19 protein-coding genes are annotated in these 18188 nt (G+C 73.3%); 6 read left to right on the top strand and 13 right to left on the bottom strand.

Annotated features, from left to right (window positions below; genetic code table 11):
• Positions 1-52: 52 nt before the first annotated feature.
• The 6 genes from pcaB to RWE79_RS35180 are packed head-to-tail and all read right to left on the bottom strand — an operon-like array spanning position 53 to position 5476.
• Positions 53-1450 carry a 3-carboxy-cis,cis-muconate cycloisomerase gene (pcaB, locus tag RWE79_RS35205; protein WP_475944178.1) on the bottom strand — a complete coding sequence of 466 codons (1398 nt, stop codon included), beginning with the start codon at positions 1448-1450 and terminating at the stop codon, positions 53-55.
• Positions 1437-2009 carry a protocatechuate 3,4-dioxygenase subunit alpha gene (pcaG, locus tag RWE79_RS35200; protein ID WP_475944176.1) on the bottom strand — a complete coding sequence of 191 codons (573 nt, stop codon included), beginning with the start codon at positions 2007-2009 and terminating at the stop codon, positions 1437-1439. Before pcaG ends, pcaB begins: the two co-directional genes overlap by 14 nt.
• Positions 2006-2779, bottom strand: a complete 774-nt coding sequence (pcaH, locus tag RWE79_RS35195) for a protocatechuate 3,4-dioxygenase subunit beta (RefSeq protein ID WP_475944175.1) — start codon at positions 2777-2779, stop codon at positions 2006-2008. The genes pcaG and pcaH overlap by 4 nt, the downstream gene beginning before the upstream one ends.
• An 11-nt stretch (positions 2780-2790) precedes the next feature.
• Positions 2791-4053, bottom strand: a complete 1263-nt coding sequence (locus tag RWE79_RS35190) for a thiolase family protein (protein ID WP_475944173.1) — start codon at positions 4051-4053, stop codon at positions 2791-2793.
• Positions 4050-4697, bottom strand: a complete 648-nt coding sequence (locus RWE79_RS35185; RefSeq protein ID WP_475944171.1) for a CoA transferase subunit B — start codon at positions 4695-4697, stop codon at positions 4050-4052. Before RWE79_RS35185 ends, RWE79_RS35190 begins: the two co-directional genes overlap by 4 nt.
• Entirely contained in the window at positions 4697-5476 is a 780-nt protein-coding gene (locus RWE79_RS35180; RefSeq protein WP_475944169.1) for a CoA transferase subunit A, read from the bottom strand. Before RWE79_RS35180 ends, RWE79_RS35185 begins: the two co-directional genes overlap by 1 nt.
• Before the next feature lie 166 nt (positions 5477-5642).
• On the opposite strand from RWE79_RS35180, the gene RWE79_RS35175 reads away from it, so the two are divergent.
• Positions 5643-7394, top strand: coding sequence for an IclR family transcriptional regulator domain-containing protein (locus RWE79_RS35175; RefSeq protein ID WP_475944167.1), 1752 nt, complete (start codon positions 5643-5645; stop codon positions 7392-7394).
• Between the two features lie 39 nt (positions 7395-7433).
• On the opposite strand, the gene RWE79_RS35170 is transcribed toward RWE79_RS35175, so the two are convergent.
• Both RWE79_RS35170 and RWE79_RS35165 read right to left on the bottom strand, forming a co-directional pair.
• The gene (locus RWE79_RS35170; RefSeq protein WP_475944165.1) at positions 7434-8033 is read right to left on the bottom strand and encodes a nitroreductase family protein; all 600 of its coding nucleotides are present in this window, start codon (positions 8031-8033) and stop codon (positions 7434-7436) included.
• A gap of 100 nt (positions 8034-8133) precedes the next feature.
• The gene (locus tag RWE79_RS35165) at positions 8134-9423 is read right to left on the bottom strand and encodes a multidrug effflux MFS transporter (protein WP_475944163.1); all 1290 of its coding nucleotides are present in this window, start codon (positions 9421-9423) and stop codon (positions 8134-8136) included.
• A gap of 59 nt (positions 9424-9482) precedes the next feature.
• Here RWE79_RS35165 and RWE79_RS35160 point away from each other — a divergent pair, with 59 nt between their 5' ends.
• On the top strand, positions 9483-9989 hold the full coding sequence (locus RWE79_RS35160; RefSeq protein WP_475944161.1) for a MarR family winged helix-turn-helix transcriptional regulator: 507 nt from the start codon (positions 9483-9485) through the stop codon (positions 9987-9989).
• Between the two features lie 23 nt (positions 9990-10012).
• Here the strand turns inward: RWE79_RS35160 and RWE79_RS35155 are convergent, their stop codons facing one another.
• Genes RWE79_RS35155 through RWE79_RS35135 form a run of 5 tightly spaced genes read right to left on the bottom strand, consistent with a single transcriptional unit; the run spans position 10013 to position 14644 of the window.
• The gene (locus RWE79_RS35155) at positions 10013-10795 is read right to left on the bottom strand and encodes an SDR family NAD(P)-dependent oxidoreductase (RefSeq protein WP_475944159.1); all 783 of its coding nucleotides are present in this window, start codon (positions 10793-10795) and stop codon (positions 10013-10015) included.
• The gene (gene hisD, locus RWE79_RS35150; protein ID WP_475944157.1) at positions 10792-12120 is read right to left on the bottom strand and encodes a histidinol dehydrogenase; all 1329 of its coding nucleotides are present in this window, start codon (positions 12118-12120) and stop codon (positions 10792-10794) included. The genes RWE79_RS35155 and hisD overlap by 4 nt, the downstream gene beginning before the upstream one ends.
• A gap of 59 nt (positions 12121-12179) precedes the next feature.
• On the bottom strand, positions 12180-12695 hold the full coding sequence (locus RWE79_RS35145) for a cupin domain-containing protein (protein ID WP_475944155.1): 516 nt from the start codon (positions 12693-12695) through the stop codon (positions 12180-12182).
• A 14-nt stretch (positions 12696-12709) separates the two neighbouring features.
• Positions 12710-13648, bottom strand: coding sequence for a VOC family protein (locus RWE79_RS35140; protein ID WP_475944154.1), 939 nt, complete (start codon positions 13646-13648; stop codon positions 12710-12712).
• A gap of 12 nt (positions 13649-13660) precedes the next feature.
• Positions 13661-14644, bottom strand: coding sequence for a fumarylacetoacetate hydrolase family protein (locus tag RWE79_RS35135; protein ID WP_475944152.1), 984 nt, complete (start codon positions 14642-14644; stop codon positions 13661-13663).
• Between the two features lie 253 nt (positions 14645-14897).
• Here RWE79_RS35135 and RWE79_RS35130 point away from each other — a divergent pair, with 253 nt between their 5' ends.
• The 4 genes from RWE79_RS35130 to RWE79_RS35115 are packed head-to-tail and all read left to right on the top strand — an operon-like array spanning position 14898 to position 18188.
• Positions 14898-15203, top strand: coding sequence for an antibiotic biosynthesis monooxygenase family protein (locus tag RWE79_RS35130; RefSeq protein ID WP_475944150.1), 306 nt, complete (start codon positions 14898-14900; stop codon positions 15201-15203).
• Positions 15204-15237: 34 nt separating this feature from the next.
• A complete protein-coding gene (locus tag RWE79_RS35125) occupies positions 15238-16362 on the top strand; it encodes an FAD-dependent monooxygenase (RefSeq protein WP_475944148.1) in 1125 nt (374 codons plus the stop codon).
• Positions 16362-17393 (top strand): amidohydrolase family protein, encoded by a 1032-nt coding sequence (locus tag RWE79_RS35120; RefSeq protein WP_475944146.1) that lies wholly within the window; start codon positions 16362-16364, stop codon positions 17391-17393. Before RWE79_RS35125 ends, RWE79_RS35120 begins: the two co-directional genes overlap by 1 nt.
• 3 nt (positions 17394-17396) lie before the next feature.
• The gene (locus RWE79_RS35115; protein WP_475944144.1) at positions 17397-18188 is read left to right on the top strand and encodes a cyclase family protein; all 792 of its coding nucleotides are present in this window, start codon (positions 17397-17399) and stop codon (positions 18186-18188) included.

The following is an 18188-nucleotide window of genomic DNA, read 5'->3' as shown; positions in this document are numbered from 1 at the left end:
GCGCTTCGCTTGCTTCGGGCGGCTGCCCCGGCCGCCGGCCCGCCGGCGGCGGTCATGGCGCGGGGCGCCGCAGGGCGCGGTCGACCAGGGCGGCGGCGGAGCCCAGGTAGTTGACCGGGTCGGTGAGTTCGCGCAGGCGTTCCTTGGGCAGGACGCCGGCGAGGGCCGGTTCCTCCAGGAGCGCCTCGTCGAGTTCGAGGCCTTCCTCGACGGCGCGGCGGGCCGCCCGCGCGAGGGCCTGTTTGGCCTCGCCGCGGCCGATCAGGGCGGTGAAGGCCGCGGCGAGGTGCTCGGTGATGATCAGGCCGTCGGTGGCGTCGAGGTTTTCGCGCATGCGGTGGGGGTGGACGAGCAGGCCGGCGGTGAGTTCGGCGGCGTCGCGGGAGGCGCCGCCGACGAGCCGGAGGGCCTCGCGCAGCGGCTGCCATTCGGCGTGCCAGGCCCCGGCGGGGCGTTCGTCCTCGGCGGCGAGGCTGCCGTAGAGCACACCGGCCAGGGCGGGCACCTGGCGGGCCGCGGCGGCGATCAGGGTGGAGCGGACCGGGTTGGCCTTGTGCGGCATGGCGGAGGAGCCGCCGCCGCTGCCCTCGCCGAGTTCGCCGGTCTCGGTGCGGGACAGCAGCAGCACGTCGGCGGCGAGCTTGCCGAGGGCGCCCGCGGTGAAGGCCAGCGCGCCGGCGAGGTCGGCGACGGGGGTACGGAGGGTGTGCCAGGGCAGCGTGGGCTCGGCGAGGCCGGTCTCGGCGGCGTAGGCCGCGAGCAGGCCCACTCCGATGTCGCAGCCGTTCTCCACGGAGCTGCCGTCGGCCTCGGCGAAGGCCGTGAAGGCGGCCAGGGTGCCCGCCGCGCCGCCGAGTTGGGCGGGCAGCGCGGCACGTACGGCGGTGAGGCGGTCGTGGGCGTCCAGTACCAGGGCGCGCCAGCCGGCCGCCTTGAGGCCGAAGGTGGTGGGGACGGCGTGCTGGGTGAGGGTGCGGCCGGGCATCGGCGTGTCGCGGTGCTCGGCGGCGAGCCGGCCCAGCGTGCCGGCGGTGCGCGCGAGGTCGTCCAGGAGCGGCCGCAGGGCGCGGGAGGCGACCAGCATGGTGGCGGTGTCCAGGATGTCCTGGCTGGTCGCGCCGCGGTGGACGTACGGGCCGGCCGCCGCGTCGCGCCCGGTGACGGCGGCGGTGAGGTCGGCGACCAGGGGGATCACCGGGTTGCCGCCGGAGCGGGCGCGCAGCGCGAGGTCGCGTACGGCGAAGCGGCCGGGGTCGGCGGCGGCCGCGGTGACGGCGGCCGCCGCCGAGGCCGGGGCGAGGCCCAGCGCGGCCTGCGCGCGGGTCAGCGCGGCCTCGGCGTCGAGCATGCCGCGTACGTACGCGGCGTCGCCCGTGGCGGCTTCGACGTCGGATCCGGCCCACCCGGGGGCGAGCAGGCCGAGGTCCTCGGAGGGGTCAGTCGAAGGCAAGGAAGACCGTCTCCTCGTGCACTCCGTCGTCCTGCAGACGGATGTCGAAGCGGAGCCGCCGGTACGGCTCGGGGGTGCCGAGCAGTGTGGCGCGGCGCTCGGGGGTGAGCGAGGCGAGCAGCGGGTCGGCCGTGGTGTCGGTGAGTTCGGGGAGGTAGACCCGGGTGTTGAGGTGGTGCATGAGGCCGCGGGCGAAGACGATGACCGCCAGGTAGGGGGCGCCGCCCGGCGGCAGGGTGCGGATCACGTAGTGGCCGTCGGCGTCGGTGGCGATCCTGCCGAAGCCGGTGAAGGCGACGCCGTCGCGGCCGATGACCTCGCCGGTGACGGGGTTGCGGCGCAGTGAGCCGGGGGCGCCGGTGCGGGAGCCGTCGGGGGCGGGCTGCCAGACCTCGACGACGGCGTCGGGGACGGGGTCGCCGGCGCCGTCGTAGACGTGACCGTGCACGGTCAGGGTGTCGGGGTGGCCGGCGGGGGCGATGTCGCCGCCCTTGGCGAAGGGCAGGGCGTAACCGTAGAAGGGGCCCACGGTCTGCGACGGGGTGGGGGCGAGCGTCATCGGCCCTCCTCGATCCAGGTGGCGGCGGGGCCGTCCAGGACGATGTCCCAGTGGAAGCCCAGCGACCATTCGGGGGTGGACAGGTCATGGTCGTAGCGGGCGACGAGGCGGTCCCGGGCTGCGTCGTCCGTGACGGACTGCAGGATGGGGTCGTGGGCGAAGAGCGGGTCGCCGGGGAAGTACATCTGCGTGATCAGGCGCTGGGTGAACGCCGTGCCGAACAGCGAGAAGTGGATGTGGGCGGGGCGCCAGGCGTTGACGTGGTTGCGCCACGGGTAGGCACCCGGCTTGACGGTGACGAACTCGTACGAGCCGTCGTCACCGGTGAGGGTGCGGCCGACGCCGGTGAAGTTGGGGTCCAGCGGGGCGGGGTGGTCGTCGCGCTGGTGGGCGTACCGGCCGGAGGCGTTGGCCTGCCAGATCTCGATGAGCTGGCCGCGCACCGGGCGGCCGTCGCGGTCCAGGATGCGGCCGGTGACCCTGATGCGCTCGCCCAGCGGCTCGCCGCGGTGCTGCCGGGTGAGGTCGTGGTCGAGGGCGGTGACGTCGGTGACACCGAAGGCGGGGCCGGTCAGTTCGACGGCCTCGGGGTCGCCGCCCGCGGCCACCAGGGGCTGCTTGGGGTGGCGCAGGACGCTGCTGCGGTACGGGGCGTAGCCGCGGCTGGGGTGGTGCTCCACGGGCGCGCCGTCGGCGAGGCGCTTGGCGTACGCCTCGCGCTCCTGGGCGATCTCGGCGTCGATGTCGCCCTGGGTCAGGGGGGTGGTCATACGGGTCCTTCCTACCTTTCCAGAACGATGGCGAGGCCCTGCCCGACACCGATGCACAGGGCGGCGAGGCCGGTGCCGCTGCCCGCGGCGGCGAGCTGGTGGGCGACGGCTCCGGTGATCCGGGCGCCGGAGGCGCCGAGCGGGTGGCCGATGGCGATGGCCCCGCCGCGCGGGTTGACCAGGGCCGGGTCGAGCTCGGGCCATTCGGCGAGGCAGCCCAGTGCCTGGGCCGCGAAGGCCTCGTTGAGCTCGAAGGTGGTGAGGTCGTCGAAGCCCCGGCCGGCCTTGGCGAGCGCCTTGCGCACGGCCTGGACCGGGCCGAGCCCGAAGTACTGCGGTTCGATGCCGGCCACGGCGGAGGTACTGATCCGGGCCAGCGGTTCACGGCCGGTGGCCTTCAGCCCGTCCTCGTCGACGATCAGCAGCGCGGCGGCGCCGTCGTTGAGCGGGGAGGCGTTGCCGGCGGTGACGGTGCCGCCCTGGGGGCGGAAGGCGGGCTTGAGCCTGGCCAGCGCCTCCACCGAGGTGGTGTCGCGGATGGTCTCGTCCCGGGTCGGCCCGACGCCCTCGACGGGGGCGATCTCGCCGTCGTAGAGGCCGTCCTTCCAGGCGCGGGCGGCCTTCTCGTGGCTGGCGGCGGCGAAGGCGTCCTGCTGCTCGCGGGTGATGCCGTGCTTGTCGGCGATCAGCTCGGCGCCCTCACCCAGGGGCACCGTCCACTGCGGCTCCATGCGCTTGTTGACCATGCGCCAGCCCAGCGTGGTGGAGTACAGCTCCTGGTGTCCGGCCGGGAAGGCCCGCTCGGGCTTCTGCAGCACCCAGGGGGCACGGCTCATCGACTCCACGCCGCCCGCCACGACGACGGAGGCGTCACCGGCGGCGACCGCGCGGGCGGCCTGGATGACCGCCTCCATGCCCGAGCCGCAGAGCCGGTTGACGGTCGTGCCGGGGACGGAGACGGGCAGTCCGGCGAGCAGGACGGCCATCCGGGCGACGTCGCGGTTGTCCTCGCCGGCGCCGTTGGCGTTGCCGTAGAAGACGTCGTCGACGCGGGCCGGGTCGAGGCCGGGGGTGCGGTCCAGCAGCGTGCGCAGCACGCCTGCGGCGAGGTCGTCGGGGCGTATGCCGGACAGGGCGCCGCCGTACTTGCCGACCGGGGTGCGGACGGCGTCCACGATGTAGACGTCACGCCGGCCCCGGTGCGCGCTCCGCCGGCTCTGGCTCCGGCTCCGGCTCTGGCTCTGGCTCTGGCTCTGGCTCTGGCTCTGGCTCATCGCAGGCTCCCTTCGGGAAGGCGGACCTTGGCGGCGGTCCGGTCCTGGATCTCCTCGGCGGTGACGCCGGGCGCGGTCTCGACCAGGAGCAGGCCGTCCTCGGTGACGTCCAGGACGCCGAGGTCGGTGATGATCCGGTTGACGCAGGCGCGTCCGGTGAGCGGCAGCTCGCACTCCTCCAGGATCTTGGGGCTGCCGTCCTTTGCGGTGTGGGTCATCGTGACGATGACGCGGCGGGCTCCGTGCACCAGATCCATGGCGCCGCCGATACCGGTGACCATTTTCCCCGGGATCGCCCAGTTGGCGAGGTCGCCGCGCGCGGAGACCTGCATGGCGCCGAGGACGGCGGTGTCGATGTGGCCGCCGCGGATCATCCCGAAGGACAGCGCCGAGTCGAAGAAGGAGGCGCCGGACAGGACCGTGACGGTCTCCTTGCCGGCGTTGATCAGGTCGGGGTCGACCTGGTCCTCGTACGGGAACGGGCCGGTGCCCAGGATGCCGTTCTCCGATTCGAGGATGACCTCGACGCCCTCGGGGAGGTGGTTGGGGATCAGGGTGGGCAGTCCGATGCCGAGGTTGACGTACTCGCCGTCGGACAGCTCCCGGGCCGCGCGGGCGGCCATCTCGTCTCGCGTCCAGGCCATCAGACCCGCACCTCCTTGGTCCGCCGCGCCGTGACGGTGACGTTCTCGATCTTCTTGTCGGCGGCCTGCTCGGGGGTGAGTGCCACCACGCGCTGGACGAAGATGCCCGGCAGATGGACCTGGTCCGGCTCGATCCCGCCCGGCTCGACCAGCTCCTCGACCTCGGCGATCGCGATCCGGCCGGCCATGGCGGCGAGCGGGTTGAAGTTGCGCGAGGACTTGTTGAAGACCAGGTTGCCGTGGCGGTCGCCCCGGGCGGCCCGGACGAGGGCGAAGTCGGTGGTGATGCCGCGTTCGAGGACGTACTCGGTGCCGTCGAACTCGCGGACCTCCTTGGGCGGGGAGGCCACGGCCACACCGCCGCTGCCGTCGTAGCGCCAGGGCAGGCCGCCGTCGGCGACCTGGGTGCCGACGCCGGCGGGGGTGAAGAAGGCGGGGATGCCGCACCCGCCGGCCCGCAGCCGCTCGGCGAGGGTGCCCTGCGGGATGAGTTCGAGTTCGAGCTCACCGCCGAGGTACTGGCGGGCGAACTCCTTGTTGCCGCCGATGTAGCTGCCGGTGACCCGGTCGATGCGGCCGGCGGCGAGCAGGACGGCGAGGCCGGACTCCAGGGCGCCGCAGTTGTTGGAGACGACGCGCAGGCCGCTGACGCCCTTGTCGTACAGCGCCTGGATCAGCGTGTTGGGAACGCCGCTGAGTCCGAAGCCGCCTACCGCGAACGACGCTCCGTCAGGGACGTCTGCCACGGCCTCGGCGGCTGTGGCGACCACCTTGTCCATTCGCCCGCCAATCCTCTTGTTCGCCTGGTGAACTTTAGTTCATAATTGCTTGTGCCTGAGTGTGATCCTTGGCCGTCCGCCCTGTCAACGTTTCGAGGCGGTACGGTTTCTCCCCCAGACTCCGTCCGGGGGGACCCCCGTCAAGCGCCTTTCTTGTGGAGCCCCCATGACCCGGCCCCCCGACCCCGCTGCCACGACCGCCGCCGGCACCGCCACGGCGCCGCCGCAGGAGGCCGTGGGTCCGCTGATCCGTGGCCTTGCGGTGCTGCGCGAGCTCGCCGCCGCCGACGGACGGCGCCCGGTGGGCGATCTCGTACGGGCCACCGGCCTGGCCCGCTCCACCGTCGACCGGGTGGTCAGCACCCTGGCCAGGACCGGATACCTGCGGGTCGAGGGCCGGGACGCGGTGCTCACCCCCCGGCTGATGGAGCTGGGCAACGCCTACTTGTCGGCCTCCCGGCTGCCCGATCTGCTCGGGCCGCTCGCCGACTCACTGGCCGACGGGCTCGACGAGTCGGTGTCCATCGCCGTCCCCGACCGGGACGGGGTGCGCTTCGTGCACCAGGCGACCCGGCGCCGCGCGATGTCGCTGACCTTCCGGATCGGCGACCTGCTGCCCGCCGAACGCGGCGCGCCGGGCGCGCTGTTCGCCACCGGGTGGGGCGAGGCGGACTGGCGGCGGTGGCGGCTGCGACGCGAGGCCGATCCCCGGGACGCCGGCTTCCCCGCGGTGCCGCAGGGGCCGCAGGTTCCGCAGGGGCACGCCGACGCGGCCGGCACCTTCGAGCGGCGTACCGCCGAGGCGCGCGAGGCCGGCTGGTCGCCGGACGACCAGCTGATCGAGCCCGGTCTGGTCGCGGTCGCGATGCCGGTACGTGACGGCCGGGGGCACCCGGTGTGCGCGGTGAGCGTGGTCAGCCACACCAGCCGGCACAGCGCCGGGTCGCTGCGCGAGGCGGTGCTCCCCCGGCTGCGGGAGACGGTCGGCGCCATGGAGGCCGCCCTGCGAGGCGCCGAGGACGCCCCGGGCACTGCCTCGGCCACTCCGCCCAGCACTCCCCCGGCCACCCGCTCGGCCACCGGACCGGCGCCCGCCGGCTGGACCCGGGCCTCCAAGCAGGAGCTGGGCCCGGAGTTCGTGGAGTCCCTGGCCCGCGGGCTGACCGTGCTCACCGCCTTCGACCACGGCGCGGGCGAGCTGCCGCTCACCGCCGTGGCCGAGGCCACCGGCCTGGCCCGGGCGACCGCCAGGCGCTCCCTGATCACCCTGGAGCATCTGCGTTACGTGGAGCGGACGGACCCCGACGGCCGGCTCTTCCGGCCCACCCCGCGCGTGCTGGAGCTGGGCTTCGCCCCCCTGTCCACCCTCACGGTGCCGCAGATCGCCGAGCCGCATCTGGTCGGGCTGGTCGGGCGGGTGCACGACTCCGCCTCGATGGCCGTGCTCGCGGGGGACGACATCCAGTACGTCGCCCGCGTCCCCACGGTGCGCATCATGAGCGTCAACATCACCGTCGGGACCCGCTTCCCCGCGTACGCCACCGCGATGGGCCGCGTCCTGCTGGCCGGACTGCCCCCCGGCGAGCGGGCCGCGCGGCTGGCCCGTACCGAGCTGAGGCCGCTCACCCGGCAGACCGTCACCTCGCCGCGTCAGCTCGCGGCGATCCTGGACCGCGCCGCCGAGGAGGGCCACGTCCTGGTGGACGAGGAGCTGGAGGAGGGCCTGCGGTCGGTCGCCGTCCCGGTGCACGACCGCTCGGGCCGGGTGGTGGCGGCCGTGAACATCTCCCTGCACGCCGGCCGCGGCACCCCCGAGGACGCCCGCCGGGACCTGCTGCCGCCGCTGCGGGAGACCGCCGCCCGCATCGAGGCCGATATGCAGCTGGCCGGACGCTACGGCCGGCCCGCCCCGGGCTGAGGACTGTCGTCGAAGTCCCGCCCGGGGCGAAGGCGGCTGTCAGCCCAGCTCGACGGGGGTCTCCCACGCTCCGGCGAAGAAGGTCTCACCGAGCGGCCGGCGGGCACGGATCCCGGTCTCGCGGGCGCGCAGCGTGGCGTCGGAGAGCTGCTCGGCCGGGGCCAGCGCGCCGACGGCGACGACCGCGAGCGGCCGGTAACCGTCGGGGATGCCGAAGGAGTCGCTGAGCCGCTCCGGCACGAAGCCGCCCATCTGGTGGGCGTGCAGGCCCTCGGCGTGCGCCTGGACGGTGAGCTGGGCGACGGCCTGGCCGGTGTCGTACGCGGCCGACTTGTGCGGCGAGCCGTCCTCCAGCCGCTCGGCGGCGACGGCGGCGACGAGCAGCGAGGCATTGCCGGCCCAGGCCTGGTTGAAGCCGATCAGCGCGTCGTACACCGCCTTGTACGTCTCGTCGCCGCGCCGCCCGACGATGAAGCGCCAGGGCTGGATGTTGTTCGCCGACGCCGCCCAGCGGGCGGCTTCGAGGAGCGCGGCGAGCTGCTCGTCGGTCACCTCGTGCGCGGGGTCGAAGGAGCGCGGGCTCCAGCGCTCGGCGAGCAGCGGGTGCACGGGGATGGAGGTGACGGCGGTACGGGTCATACGGACAGCTCCTGATGGCTTCGCGTCGGGCGGGACTCGCTGCGGTCAGCGGCGGCGGCCCGGACGGCTATTCCCCTCCGGGGCGTCCGGCGCGGGGAGTTCACGCGCCCGCAACAGAGGGCGCGCGCCCGCGGAACTCGCCGTACCCCCGCCAGGGCGGGGCGAGCAGCGTCAGTGACAGTGCGGCGCAGACCAGCGCGCCGACCATGACGACGGCCATCGGTGTCGCGCTGCCGGTGCCGAACAGGCCCACCAGCGGCGAGGCGAGCGCGCCGAGCAGGAACTGCGTGCCGCCCATCACCGCCGACGCCGCGCCGGGTGCCTCGCGGCCCAGGGTCTGGCCCAGGCTCATGGCGGCCGGGAAGATCATGCCGATGCCCGCCAGGGTGACGAACAGGCAGATCCAGGTGCCGGTGAGCCCGGCGCCGACCGTGGCGATCAGCACCACCTGGGCGATGACACCGGCCACCGCGATCGCCACACCGGCGGTCAGCAGGGTGTTCATCCGCACCCGGCGGGCCAGTACGCCGAAGGCCGCGCCGGCGAGCAGCATGCCGATGGCGTTGACGGCGAAGACCAGGCTGTACCGGGTCGCGGAGACCCCGTAGACGTTCTCGAAGACGAAACTGGAGCCCGCGATGTAGGCGAAGAGCGCGCCGGAGCCGAAGGCCAGGGTCAGCACGTAGCCGAGGAACGGACGGCGGCCGAGCAGGCCGCCCATGACCCGGAAGGTGCTGCCGAGTCCGCCGGTGTGCCGCCGGTCCGGCGGCAGCGACTCGGGGACCTCGGCCAGGACGGCGAGGACCAGCAGGGCGCCGACGGCCGCGAGGACGAGGAAGACGGCCCGCCAGGTGGAGACGGACAGGATGGCGCCGCCGATGACGGGCGCCGCCACCGGCGCCACCCCCAGGACGAGGGAGAGCAGCGAGAAGTACCGGGGTATGTCCGCGCCGTGGAACCAGTCGGTGATGACCGCGCGGGCCAGCACCATGCCCGCCGCGCCCGCGGCGCCTTCGAGGAAGCGTGCCGCGACGAGCACCTGGATGCTGGGCGCGACGGCGCACAGCAGGGTCAGCACGGCGAACGCCGAGGTGCCGGACAGCAGCAGGCGGCGCCGGCCCAGGCCGTCGCTGAGCGGGCCGATGACGATCTGGCCGAGCACCATCCCGGCCAGGAAGGCGGTCATGGACAGCTGCACGGCGGAGTCCCCCGCGTTCAGCGAGCTGCCCATCTGCGGGAATCCGGGTACGTACATGTCGGTGGCCAGTGGCGCGACCGCCGTGAGCGCCCCGAGGACGGCGATGAGCGCGCCGGTCCGGCGGGGCGGTGCGGCCGGGGTGGTGGCCGCCGTCGTGGCGGAGCCAGAGGGGGTGGTCTGAGGGGCTACCATGGGAAAAAGAGTAACTAACGGTCTACCGGTTAACAAAATCCCGTCATGAAGTCGGAGTCATGAGCCGCATCCCGTCCTGGAACGACAACGACGCCCCGCGCGGGCAGTGGAACGCCGCCCGCCCCGGCCTGGACACCTCGCCGATGGATGTCATCGCGCCGGTCAAACGGATCCAGGCGCTCTACGCGGCCGCGCTGGAGCCGCTGTACGAGGCGGCTCCGGTCACCTCGTCGGAGCTGGACGTACTGGTCCTGCTCCGGCACGCGGACGAGCCGCTGATCGCCCGGCGGCTCGCCGAACGGATGCGGTACTCGCGCGCCGGGGTCAGCAAGACGCTCGCCAGGATGGAGAAGCGGGGCCTCATCGAGCGGCAGCCGAACCCGGCGGACCGGCGCGCGGCCATCGTGACGATCACCGGGGCGGGAGCCGAGGCGGTCGACGCGATGTTCCCGCGGCAGCTCGCCCTGGAGGCCGAACTGCTGGACGGGCTCGGCCCGGACCGCGCCCGGGTCGTGGAGGCGCTGCACCTGCTGTGCGGGGTGCTGGAGCGGCGGCCGCCGGGATGAGGGCCGGGTCGAGGGCACGTCTTTCAGGCGGGTGCGATCATTCCGGCCGACAGGTCGATGTCGGCGCCGCACAGCCCCGGCATGGCCAGCATGGCCAGCAGCGCCCGCGCCACCTCGGGCTCCTCGACCAGCCGTCCCAGGGCCGAGCGCGAGGCGAAGGCGCGTTCGGCCTCCTGCGGCGTCGAACCGGTCAGTTCGGCTTCGAGCCGGAAGTTGCGGTCCATGCGCGGCCCGCGCACCGGCCCCGGTGACAGGGTGTTGACGCTGACGCCGAGCGGTCCGACCTCACCGGCCAGGGTCCGGGTGAGGCCGATCAGCGCCATCTTCGACGCGGTGTACGGCGTGCGGTTGAGCAGCGGCCGCTTGCCGCTGACGGAGGCGACGTTGACGATGTCGCCCCGCCCGGCGGCGGTCATGGCGGGCAGGAAGGCCCGGCAGACCAGGTAGACACCGCGGACGTTCGCGGCGAAGACCTCGTCCCACTCCCCCGGCTCGATGTCGGTGAGCGGCTTGACGGGACCGGCCACACCGGCGTTGTTGACCAGCACCGAGACGTCCTCGTCGGCGAGTTCGGCGGCCAGCTCGGCGACCGACGCCGGGTCGGAGACGTCGCAGCGGGCGACCCTGGCCGCGCCGCCGGCCTTCTCGACCGCCGCCGCGCCGGACGCCAGGGCGTCGGCGTCACGGCCGACCAGGATCACCCGGGCACCCGCCTCGGCCAGGGCCACCGAGAAGGCCCGGCCCAGCGGGCCGCCCCCGCCGGTGACCAGCGCGGTGCGGCCCCGCACCGGGTGGAGGGGGCTCACGCGCCGGTCCCCTGGTAACCGGAGCCGTCCGTCGCCCAGGTGAGCGCGTCGCCGCCGAACTTGGCGGCCCGCAGGTCACCGGAGCGGGCGTGGCCCTCGAAGAGCTCCACCCGGGCCGCGCGTCCGCACAGCCGGCCGAGCTCGGCGCTGGAAGCGGGGTTCGTGACCTCCTGGTACGTCACCGTCTTGAGGTACTTGCCGACCCACAGGCCGCCGGTGTAGCGGGCGGCACCACGGGTGGGCAGTACGTGGTTGGTGCCGATGACCTTGTCGCCGTACGACACACAGGTGCCCTCGCCCAGGAAGAGCGCGCCGTACTGGGTCATCCGCTCCAGCGCCAGCCGGGGCTCGGCGGTGAGCACCTGGACGTGCTCGGAGGCGAACTCGTCGGCCAGCTCGTACATCTCGTCCAGCGAGTCGACGACGATGACCTGGCCGTGGTCGCGCCACGCGGGTCCGGCGAAGTCGTTGGTGCGCAGGCCGGGCAGGATCGCCTCGACGTGCTCGATGGTCCGGCGGGCGACCGTCTCGGAGGTGGTGATCAGGACCGCCGGGGAGTCGGGGCCGTGCTCGGCCTGGCTGAGCAGGTCGACGGCGCAGGTGTACGGGTCCGCGTCGTCGTCGGCCAGCACCAGGATCTCGGTCGGACCGGCGAACAGGTCGATGCCGATCTGGCCGAACAACTGGCGCTTGGCCTCGGCCACATAGGCGTTGCCGGGGCCGGCGATCAGGTTCACCGGGTGCATGGTGTCGGTGCCCACGGCCATGGCGGCGACCGCCTGCACTCCGCCGAGCAGCCATATCTCGTCGGCGCCCGCGAGGTGCGCGGCGGCGACCGTGGCGGCCGGGACCTCGCCGCGGATCGGCGGGGTGCAGGCCACCACCCGGGGCACGCCGGCGGTCTTGGCGGTGACGATGGTCATGTGCGCGGAGGCGGTGAGCGGGTAGCGCCCGCCGGGGACGTAGGCGCCGACGGCCTGGACGGGAACGTGCTTCTGGCCGAGCCTGACCCCGGGCAGGGTCTCGATCTCGAACTCCCCCATGGAGGCGAGCTGGTGCTCCGCGAAGGTCCGGACGTTGTCCTGGACGGTGCGGATGTCGTCGATGACCTGCTGCGGCACCTCACTGATGATCTTCTCGATCTGCTCGGTGGAGAGCCGGAAGGACTCCGGCGACCACCGGTCGAAGCGCTCGGAGTACTCACGGACCGCCGCGTCGCCGCGCTCGCGGATGTCGGCGATGACGCCGGTCACGGTCTCCCGGACCGCGCTGAGGTCGGCTGCGACCTGCTCCTTGGGGACGGCGTTCTTCAGAGTCCTGCTCACGGCGGATGCCTTCCGTTGAAAAGGGGTGAGGGTTCCGGGGAGATCTGACGGGGGGAGGTTCAGGGGTGCATGGGGTCGTGCAGCAGGCCGCCGAGCACGTCCTTGCCGAGCGTCTCGACCAGGGACGGGGTGAACTCGCCGTCGACGAGGACGAACACCATGCGGGCCGTCGCGCCGGAACGGTTCTCCCAGCGGTGGTCGGTACCGCGCTGGACGACCACGTCACCGGCGCGCAGCACGGTCTCGGAGTCGTCCAGAACGAGCACGACCTCGCCCTCCAGGACGATGCCGTAGTCCACCGACTGCGTGCGGTGCATGGGCGAGACCACGCCCGGCGGGAACTCGTTGACCCGGATCTTGGTGCCGTTCGGCTCCGGCGGGACGGTCAGCGAGATCCGCGTCGGGTCGGGCTCGTCGGCGGCGACCGGCGCCGGCATGGCCCCGGTGGACCACATCTCGTAGAAGAGCGCTCCGTCCGGCGCGGTACGCACCACCGGGGGCGCGGCGTCGGACAGGAAGACGGAGACGCCCGCCTCGTCGTGGCCGGTGACGACCCGGCGTGGGATGAAGGTCATGGACCGGCCCCCGCTCAGACCGGCGGCGCGCTGAAGAGCACGTCCGGGTCGTTGAACTGCTCCTTGGCGATGATCTCGCTCATCGGGTCGGCGGTGCCCCACTGGTCCTGGGTGAGCTGGTCGTCCACGTCGTGCATGCCGGGGTGCCAGGTGTCCTCGTCCAGGACCGCCAGCTCGGTGGTGTACTCCACCGTGTTGCCGTGCGGGTCGTGGAAGTACGAGAAGGTGTTGTCGCCCGCGGTGTGCCGGCCCGGACCCCAGGTGAGCCGGGTGCCGGCGCGCAGTGCCCGGCCGGTGCCGCGCATGTACTCCTCGACGCCGCGCATCTCGAACGAGGCGTGGTGCAGGGAGACATGGGGACCGCGGGCGATGGCGAAGCTGTGGTGCAGCGGGCTGCAGCGCATGAAGTACATCAGCTCGCCCATGCGGTCGCTGTACAGGGTGTCGGAGAGCCGGAAGCCGAGGTGCTTCTCGTAGAAGGCCCGCAGCGCCTCGGGGGCGCGGGAGTTGACCACGCAGTGCGACAGCCGCACCGGGATCGCCTCGCGCTCCTCGATCCTGCGGTGGGTGCGGGTCGCGACATCGCTGGACACCTCCACCACCCGGCCGTCGCAGTCGAAGAAGCGGAAGCCGTAGCCGCCGCCGGGGGTGTCGAGGGTGCCCGGCTCCGAAATCACCCGGACGTCGGGGGCGGCGGTGAGCCGGGTGGCCAGCTCGTCCACGTCGGCCGCGCTCGCGGCGCCGAAGGCGACCAGGTCGAAACGCTTCTGCTGGTCCTCGCGGATACGGACGACGTACTGCTCGGGGCTGCCCTCCGCGGCGAAGAAGGCGATACCGGTGTCGCCGGCGACCTCGGTCAGGCCCCAGGTGGTGCCGTAGAAGGCGCGCTGCTTCTCGAAGTCGGGCACCGCCATGTCGACATGGCGCAGATGGGTGATCGGCTGGAAGGCCATGGGTGCTGCTCCTCAGCGGGTGTACGGGTCGGGAACGCAGGTGTTGCGCTGGTTGCCGAGTCCGGTGATCTCGGACTCCATGACGTCGCCGGGCCTGAGGAAGGTCCCCCAGTGCGCGCCGTTGCCGGCCGGGGAACCGGTGAGCAGCAGGTCGCCGGGGCGCAGGGTGGTCGTGGCGGAGGCGTACTCGATGAGCGTCGGAATGTCGAAGATCATGTCCTTGGTGGACTCGTCCTGCCGGACGACCCCGTTGTGCCGCAGGGTGATGCGGATGTCCGAGGGGTCGGGCACGAAGGCGGCGGGCACCAGGAAGGGGCCGGTCGGCAGGAAGGTGTCGGCGTTCTTGGCGGTGAACCAGTCGGTTCCGATGGCCTTCAGGTCCGGCCGGTAGAGCCGGTCGCGGGTGGTGAGGTCGTTGACGATCGTGTACCCGGCGACGTACGACATGGCGTCCTCGCGGCCGATGTGCCGGCCCTCGCGGCCGATCACCAGGGCGAGTTCCAGCTCCCAGTCGTGCTGTTCGCCGAGCGCCGGGAGGATCACGTCGTCATAGGGGCCGCAGATGGCGCGCGGGCTGCCCAGGAAGATGTACGGAACGCCGTTGCGGGCGCGTTCGTCCATCATCTTCTCGGCGTCGGCGCGGGCCTCCTCGGGGGTGGCGCCGTGCACGCTCTCGCGTTCGGCGGCGACCAGGTCGACCACATGGCGGCGGTAGTTGGCGCCGCTCTGCAGGATCTGGCCGGGCTCCAGGGGCGCGTGGACGCGCAGGTCGGCGAGGTCGTACCAGGTGCCGCCGGAGTCGCCGGCGAGCGTGTGCAGCCGGGGCAGGCAGGCATCCCAGTCCTTGACCAGGGTGACGACATCGGGCGCCACGTCCGAGAGGTCGCGCACCTGCCGTCCGGTGACCAGGCCGGGGAAGGGAGCCCCGGCGCCGGCACCGAAGGTACCCACGGCGAAGGGCCCGGCGTGGGTGGGCAGCGGGAGTGGATCTGGCACGTTCGCTCCTCGGATCGGGGCAGGAGGTTGCAGCATCGTTGCGGCCACGCTAGGCAGCGCCGTGGCGGCAGCGGAAATACCCATCCGCGATGCCTGGCATCAGTGGGCGGAAGCCCAGGTGGGAGCGGGGTTGTCCGGCCCATCGCCGTGCGGGATGGATGACCACTCCCTTGCCGATGACTCCATCCGTTGACTGTGCGTCAACGTGCGAAGGAAGGTCGGGCCAGGCACCGACCGGAACCAAGGAGTACACGTGATCGTCGAGCACGCCGAACTGGCCGTCCGGGCCGGCCGTGAGGAGGAGTTCGAAGCGGCCTTCCGCCAGGCCCGTGAGGTGATCTCGCAGGCCGGGGGCTTCCACTGGGTGGAGCTGCTGCGCGGTGTGGAACGCCCCGGCGTCTACCTGCTGCTCGTCGGCTGGGACTCCGTCGAGGCCCACACCGTGGGCTTCCGCGAATCCGGCGCCTTCGCGCGGTGGCGGGAGCTGATCGGGCCGTTCTTCGCCTCGCCGCCCGCCGTCGAGCATTTCGACGCCCTCGGCGCGCGTTTCACCGGCTGATCTTTTTCGAACTCCTACCTGTAAGGAACGACCCATGGCTGTCTCGAAGGTGCTCGTCGTCGGCGGCGGCATCACCGGAAGTGTGCTGTCCCTCGCACTCGCCCAGCGCGGCGTCTCCGTCGATCTCGTCGAGATATCGCCGCAGTGGTTCGGCGTGGGCCACGGGATCACCGTCCAGGGCAACGCCCTCAAGGCGCTGCGCACGGTGGGTGTGCTGGGCCGGGTGCTCGACAAGGCCGTGCCCTTCGACAAGATGCGCCTGCGCAACGCCGACGGATCGCTGATCGTGGAGCTGGACACCCCGCACACCGGCGGCGCGGACCTGCCCTCCACGACCGGCGCGCTCCGCTCCGACCTGCAGAACGCGCTGTGCGACGCGGTGTACGCGGCCGGGGTGCGGGTGCGCCTCGGGCTGAGCGTCGAGTCGTTCGAGCAGTCGCCCGACCATGTCGACATCGCCTTCACGGACGGCTCGGCGGGCCGCTACGACCTGGTGGTGGGCGCCGACGGCCTGAAGTCGCACATGCGCGCGCTGATGGGGATCGAGACCGGCCCCGAGCCGGTCGGCATGAGCATCTTCCGTGTGGTCGCGGACCGCCCCCGGGAGATGGACTGCGCGGAGGTCTACTACGGCGGGCCGCGCTACAAGGCGGGGTACAGCCCGATCTCCGAGGACAAGTGCTACGCCTATCTGCTGGACGAGAACCTCGACCCCTCGCTCATCGGGCCGGGAGCCCCGGTCTCGCTGCTGCGCGAGCGCGGCGCGGGATACGGCGGCACCTGGGGGCGGGTCCTGGCCTCGCTGCCCGAGGACACCGTGGTGGACTACCGCTGGATCGAGGCGGTCCTGGTCGAGTCCCCCTGGTACCGGGGCCGGATGGTCCTGATCGGCGACGCGGTGCACGCCTGCCCGCCGCTGATCGCCCAGGGCGCCGCGATGTGCACCGAGGACGCGGTCGTACTGGCCGAGCTGGTCACCGGGCAGTCGCCGGTGGAGACCGCGCTCAAGGACTTCATGGCCCGCCGGATGCCGCGGGTCCGCAAGGTGCTGGAGAACTCCCTGAAGCTGGCCGAGTGGGAGATCCACCCGGACACACCGGGCGCCGACCCGGGCCGCCTCATGCAGGAGACCCTCGCCTTCCTCCAGGCGGAGGCGTGATGAGCCGGGCACCCGCCACCTCCCCCGTCCCGGTCGTCGACTTCCACGGCCACCTCGCCGTGCCCGCCGCCGACGCCCTGGTGGCCGGTACGGCCGGCTTCGCCGGGGAACTGGCCGCCGAGCAGCGGTCGCACTCCGCGCAGAGCCTGACCGCCAACCGGGCGCAGCTGGGCCGGCTCGGCCCGCAGCTCACCGACGTGGCGACCCGGCTGTCCCGGCTGGACGCGATGGGCGTGGACATCCAGGTCGTCGGCCCCATGCCGATGCACCACTACTGGGCCGACCGGGAACTGGCCGCCCGGCTGGCCGGCACCACCAACGAGGCCGTCGCCGAGCACTGCGCCAAGGCCCCGGACCGCCTGCTGGGCCTGGGCACGATCCCCCTGCGGCACCCCGGGCTCGCGGTCGCCGAGCTGTCGCGGGCGGTGTCGCGGTACGGGCTGCGCGGGGTCAGCGTCTCCACCACGGTGGACGGCCGCGAGCTGGCCGACCCGGCTCACGACCCGGTGTGGGCGCGCGCCGAGGAGCTGGGCGCGCTGGTCTTCATCCACCCCTGGGGCTGTTCGCTCGCCGAGCGGCTGGCCACCCACTATCTGGGCAACACGGTCGGGCAGCCGGTGGAGACCACGGTGGCGCTGTCGCAGCTGATCTTCACCGGGGTGCTGGACCGCTTCCCCGGGCTGCGACTGGTGGTGGCGCACGGCGGCGGCTATCTGCCGACGTACATCGGCCGCTCCGACCACGCCTGGCAGGTCCGCGAGGACGCCCGCGGGTGCCTCCGACCGCCCAGCAGCTATCTGCGCCGGATGTGGTTCGACGCCCTGGTCTACACCCCGGGCGGGCTGCGCCATCTCGTGGACGCGGTCGGCGGGGACCGGGTGGTGCTGGGCACCGACTATCCGTTCGACATGGGGGTGGAGGACCCGGTCCGGCGGCTGGACGCCGCCGGGTTCGCACCGGCCGAACGCGACGACATCGCCGGCGGCAACGCGGCCCGGCTGCTGGGGCTCCCCGGCCACCGGGAGGGCTGAGCCATGGACACCGCAGACGCGACGGACGCGACGGACGCCACGGACGCCACGGACGCCTCGGACGGGGAGCTGGCAAGGGCCCGCTCCGCGTACCGCAACCGGGGACGCTGGGGCGCCGACGACACCCTCGGCACCCTCAACTTCCTCGACAACGGCAAGCGCGCCCACGCCGCCAGCCTCGTACGGCGCGGCAGACCGGTCTCCCTCGCGCCCGCCGGTACCGCCCGCTGGCACACCGGCGGCCAGGCCCCGGAGAGCTTCACCGGACGCGGGGTGCTGCTGGACGTGGCCCGCGCGGTGGCCGGCCCGGGGGCGGAACTGCCGGACGGTTTCCCGGTCCGTGAGGTGCATCTGCGGCTGACCGTGGAGGCCCAGGGCGCCACGTCCGGGGTGCGCCGCGGTGACATCGTCCTGATCAGGACCGGTCAGCCGGCCCGCTGCCGCCGCCTGGACGACTGGAGCGGTTACCCGGCCGGGGCCGCCCCGGGGATGTCGTTCAGCACCCTGGGCTGGCTGCACGGCACCGACATCGCGGCCGCCGCCACCGACACCTGGGGATTCGAGGTGCGGCCCCCCGACCTCCCGGCGGCCGGCGGTGACCCGCTGCGCCGGATCGCCATCCCCGAACTGCGGCTGCCGCTGGGCACCGGCTTCGACCTGGAGGAGCTGGCCGAGGACTGCGCCGCCGACGGCGTGTACGAGTTCCTCCTGGTCGCCGCCCCGCTGCCGGCCACGAACCACGGCCCCGACCCGGCCCCGCCGGGCCGGCCCGTCCATCCGATCGCCATCAAATGA

It is taken from the genome of Streptomyces sp. RLA131 (genome assembly GCF_056270125.1).
Note: the sequence above shows the minus strand (reverse complement) of the source record. Positions and strands in the feature narration are given on the sequence as shown.

Coding starts and splice junctions, on each gene's coding strand:
- RWE79_RS35190 (WP_475944173.1), bottom strand. CDS start 4,053: ATGAGCCAGAGCCAGAGCCAGAGCCAGAGCCAGAGCCAGAGCCGGAGC.
- RWE79_RS35115 (WP_475944144.1), top strand. CDS start 17,397: ATGGACACCGCAGACGCGACGGACGCGACGGACGCCACGGACGCCACG.
- RWE79_RS35175 (WP_475944167.1), top strand. CDS start 5,643: ATGACCCGGCCCCCCGACCCCGCTGCCACGACCGCCGCCGGCACCGCC.
- RWE79_RS35140 (WP_475944154.1), bottom strand. CDS start 13,648: ATGGCCTTCCAGCCGATCACCCATCTGCGCCATGTCGACATGGCGGTG.
- pcaH (WP_475944175.1), bottom strand. CDS start 2,779: ATGACCACCCCCCTGACCCAGGGCGACATCGACGCCGAGATCGCCCAG.
- RWE79_RS35145 (WP_475944155.1), bottom strand. CDS start 12,695: ATGACCTTCATCCCACGCCGGGTCGTCACCGGCCACGACGAGGCGGGC.
- RWE79_RS35170 (WP_475944165.1), bottom strand. CDS start 8,033: ATGACCCGTACCGCCGTCACCTCCATCCCCGTGCACCCGCTGCTCGCC.
- RWE79_RS35125 (WP_475944148.1), top strand. CDS start 15,238: ATGGCTGTCTCGAAGGTGCTCGTCGTCGGCGGCGGCATCACCGGAAGT.
- RWE79_RS35165 (WP_475944163.1), bottom strand. CDS start 9,423: ATGGTAGCCCCTCAGACCACCCCCTCTGGCTCCGCCACGACGGCGGCC.
- RWE79_RS35180 (WP_475944169.1), bottom strand. CDS start 5,476: ATGGACAAGGTGGTCGCCACAGCCGCCGAGGCCGTGGCAGACGTCCCT.
- RWE79_RS35160 (WP_475944161.1), top strand. CDS start 9,483: ATGAGCCGCATCCCGTCCTGGAACGACAACGACGCCCCGCGCGGGCAG.
- pcaG (WP_475944176.1), bottom strand. CDS start 2,009: ATGACGCTCGCCCCCACCCCGTCGCAGACCGTGGGCCCCTTCTACGGT.
- RWE79_RS35185 (WP_475944171.1), bottom strand. CDS start 4,697: ATGGCCTGGACGCGAGACGAGATGGCCGCCCGCGCGGCCCGGGAGCTG.
- RWE79_RS35120 (WP_475944146.1), top strand. CDS start 16,362: ATGAGCCGGGCACCCGCCACCTCCCCCGTCCCGGTCGTCGACTTCCAC.